The organism is Erwinia sp. (assembly GCF_031978025.1).
Classification (GTDB): Bacteria; Pseudomonadota; Gammaproteobacteria; order Enterobacterales; family Enterobacteriaceae; genus Erwinia.
Genome location: NZ_DALZCD010000395.1, coordinates 1 through 2,803 on the forward strand (window position 1 = coordinate 1; position 2,803 = coordinate 2,803).

Annotated in this window: 5 protein-coding genes and 1 pseudogene; all 6 read left to right on the plus strand. The window is 49.5% G+C overall.

Annotated features, from left to right (window positions below; all coding sequences use genetic code 11):
• Positions 1-101, plus strand: a pseudogene (locus RTK32_RS20790) (elongation factor Tu); the annotation flags it as partial.
• Positions 102-284: 183 nt separating this feature from the next.
• Positions 285-479 (plus strand): bacterioferritin-associated ferredoxin, encoded by a 195-nt coding sequence (bfd, locus tag RTK32_RS20795; protein ID WP_312047264.1) that lies wholly within the window; start codon positions 285-287, stop codon positions 477-479.
• Positions 480-562: 83 nt separating this feature from the next.
• On the plus strand, positions 563-1,036 hold the full coding sequence (gene bfr, locus RTK32_RS20800) for a bacterioferritin (RefSeq protein ID WP_312047266.1): 474 nt from the start codon (positions 563-565) through the stop codon (positions 1,034-1,036).
• Positions 1,037-1,358: 322 nt separating this feature from the next.
• Entirely contained in the window at positions 1,359-1,670 is a 312-nt protein-coding gene (gene rpsJ / locus RTK32_RS20805) for a 30S ribosomal protein S10 (protein ID WP_001181005.1), read from the plus strand.
• Between the two features lie 32 nt (positions 1,671-1,702).
• On the plus strand, positions 1,703-2,332 hold the full coding sequence (gene rplC / locus RTK32_RS20810; RefSeq protein ID WP_312047267.1) for a 50S ribosomal protein L3: 630 nt from the start codon (positions 1,703-1,705) through the stop codon (positions 2,330-2,332).
• A 10-nt stretch (positions 2,333-2,342) separates the two neighbouring features.
• Positions 2,343-2,803, plus strand: a 461-nt coding sequence (gene rplD / locus RTK32_RS20815; RefSeq protein WP_312047269.1) for a 50S ribosomal protein L4, incomplete at its 3' end; no start/stop codon positions are given.

Genomic DNA, 2,803 nt, shown 5'->3' on the forward strand with positions numbered 1-2,803 from the left:
CCCTGATCCACCCAATCGCAATGGACGACGGTCTGCGTTTCGCAATCCGTGAAGGCGGCCGTACCGTTGGCGCGGGCGTTGTTGCTAAAGTTATCGCTTAATTGTAGATAACGGCAGAGTTCGCTCTGCTTGCTGATAAAAAGAGCACTTCGGTGCTCTTTTTTTATGGCTGAAATTCAGCGGTATTGAAACATCATTTGTCATAACGGAGAGGAAAACGTATCAGTTGAAATAAAAACGATTCTCATTTACAATTTGATCGTTTAGTGTACCGGATGAATATTATGTACGTCTGCCTGTGTAATGCCATCAGTGATAAAACGCTCCGCGAGGCGGTTCGCCGCTATCAGCCAAAATCTATCCAGCAGCTGCGCCAGATCCTTCCTGTGGGCAAACAGTGCGGCAAATGCCTGCGCCAGGCGCATGACATTATGATTGAAGAGCTCCCTAACGCGCCCCTTTATAAAGAGATTGCCTGATTATTCCCTGCAATTTGTCATGCTTTTTTGACTTCCCAGATTGTGCATCTACGATTTGAGTAACCGGAAGCGGAGGAAGCAAGATGAAGGGCGATGCTAAAATCATAAGTTATTTAAATAAACTGCTTGGAAATGAGCTGGTTGCCATTAACCAGTACTTTTTGCATGCGCGGATGTTCAAAAATTGGGGACTGATGCGCCTTAACGATATTGAATACCATGAGTCAATCGACGAGATGAAGCATGCGGATAAATATATAGAGCGCATTCTTTTTCTTGAGGGCCTGCCTAATCTACAGGATTTAGGGCGGCTGCGTATTGGCGAAGACGTCGAGGAGATGCTGCGTTCGGATCTGATGTTGGAGCTGGAAGGGGCCAGAGATTTGCGCGAGGCCATTGCTTACGCCGACAAGGTACATGACTACGTTAGCCGCGACATGATGATCGTCATTCTGGAGGATGAAGAGCACCATATCGACTTCCTGGAAACCGAACTGGAGCTGATTTCAAAAATTGGTATCCAGAACTATCTGCAGTCGCAAATAAAAGTGGAATAGCAGGATGCTGAATAATTATACGCCGCTGAAACAGTCACTTCAGCGGCGTTTTCGTTTCTGCCCCTTGCCTGTTTCCCTACCTTTACTGCTCCCTCAGAGCCATTGTAATAAGAAACACCTTGCAAACCGCGCTCACGAACGTATAATGCGCGGGCTTGTCAGAAATGACGGCCCGGTTCAATCTGAACCGCAGGCGAGCAATTAGCTCCCTGACAATACTCCCAATCGGGGAGTTATGTGCAGACGATTACACTCCCCCATCAATCGTAATGGGTGTGAGTAGTAATTTTTTTCGTTTATAAATAATTGGAGCTCTGGTCTCATGCAGAACCAAAGAATCCGTATCCGTCTTAAAGCGTTTGATCATCGTCTGATCGATCAATCGACCGCAGAAATCGTTGAGACTGCCAAGCGCACTGGTGCGCAGGTTCGTGGTCCAATTCCTCTGCCGACCCGCAAAGAGCGCTTTACCGTTCTGATCTCCCCGCACGTCAACAAAGATGCGCGCGATCAGTATGAAATTCGCACTCACAAGCGTCTGGTTGACATCGTTGAGCCAACTGAAAAAACGGTTGATGCTCTGATGCGTCTGGATCTGGCTGCAGGTGTTGACGTGCAGATCAGCCTGGGTTAATCAGGTCATTGAGCGATTGAGAGGTTGAAACAATGATTGGTTTAGTCGGTAAAAAAGTGGGCATGACCCGCGTCTTCACTGAAGACGGCGTATCTATCCCAGTAACCGTGATCGAAATTGAAGCAAACCGCGTGACTCAGGTTAAGAGCCTGGAAAACGACGGCTACACTGCTATCCAGGTAACTGCCGGTGCTAAAAAAGCAAACCGCGTCACCAAGCCTGAAGCAGGCCATTTTGCTAAAGCTGGCGTAGAAGCTGGCCGTGGTCTGTGGGAATTCCTTACCGCTGAAGGCGACGAGTTCACTGTAGGCCAGAGCATTAACGTTGATATTTTCGCTGACGTGAAAAAAGTTGACGTGACTGGTACATCTAAAGGTAAAGGTTTTGCCGGTACTGTTAAGCGCTGGAACTTCCGTACTCAGGATGCTACCCACGGTAACTCCTTGTCTCACCGCGTTCCGGGTTCTATCGGTCAGAACCAGACTCCGGGCAAAGTGTTCAAAGGCAAGAAAATGGCAGGCCAGCTGGGTAATGAGCGCGTAACCGTTCAGAGCCTGGACGTAGTACGTGTTGACGCTGAGCGCAACCTGCTGCTGGTTAAAGGTGCAGTTCCCGGTGCGACCGGTAGCGACCTGATTGTTAAACCAGCTGTGAAGGCGTAAGGGGATAGCAATGGAATTAGTATTGAAAGACGCGCAAAGCGCGCTGACTGTTTCCGAAACTACCTTCGGTCGTGATTTCAACGAAGCGCTGGTACATCAGGTTGTTGTTGCTTATGCAGCAGGTGCCCGTCAAGGTACCCGTGCTCAGAAGACCCGCGCTGAAGTTACTGGTTCCGGCAAAAAGCCGTGGCGCCAGAAAGGTACCGGCCGTGCGCGTGCAGGTTCTGCAAAGAGCCCAATCTGGCGTTCCGGTGGCGTGACCTTCGCTGCAAAGCCGCAGGACCACAGTCAAAAAGTTAACAAAAAGATGTACCGCGGCGCGCTGAAAAGCATCCTGTCCGAGCTGGTACGTCAAGATCGTCTGATCGTTGTCGAGCAGTTCTCTCTGGAAGCACCTAAAACTAAGCTGCTGGTAGAGAAACTGAAAGACATGGCGCTGGAAGACGTGCTGATCATCACTGGCGAACTGGA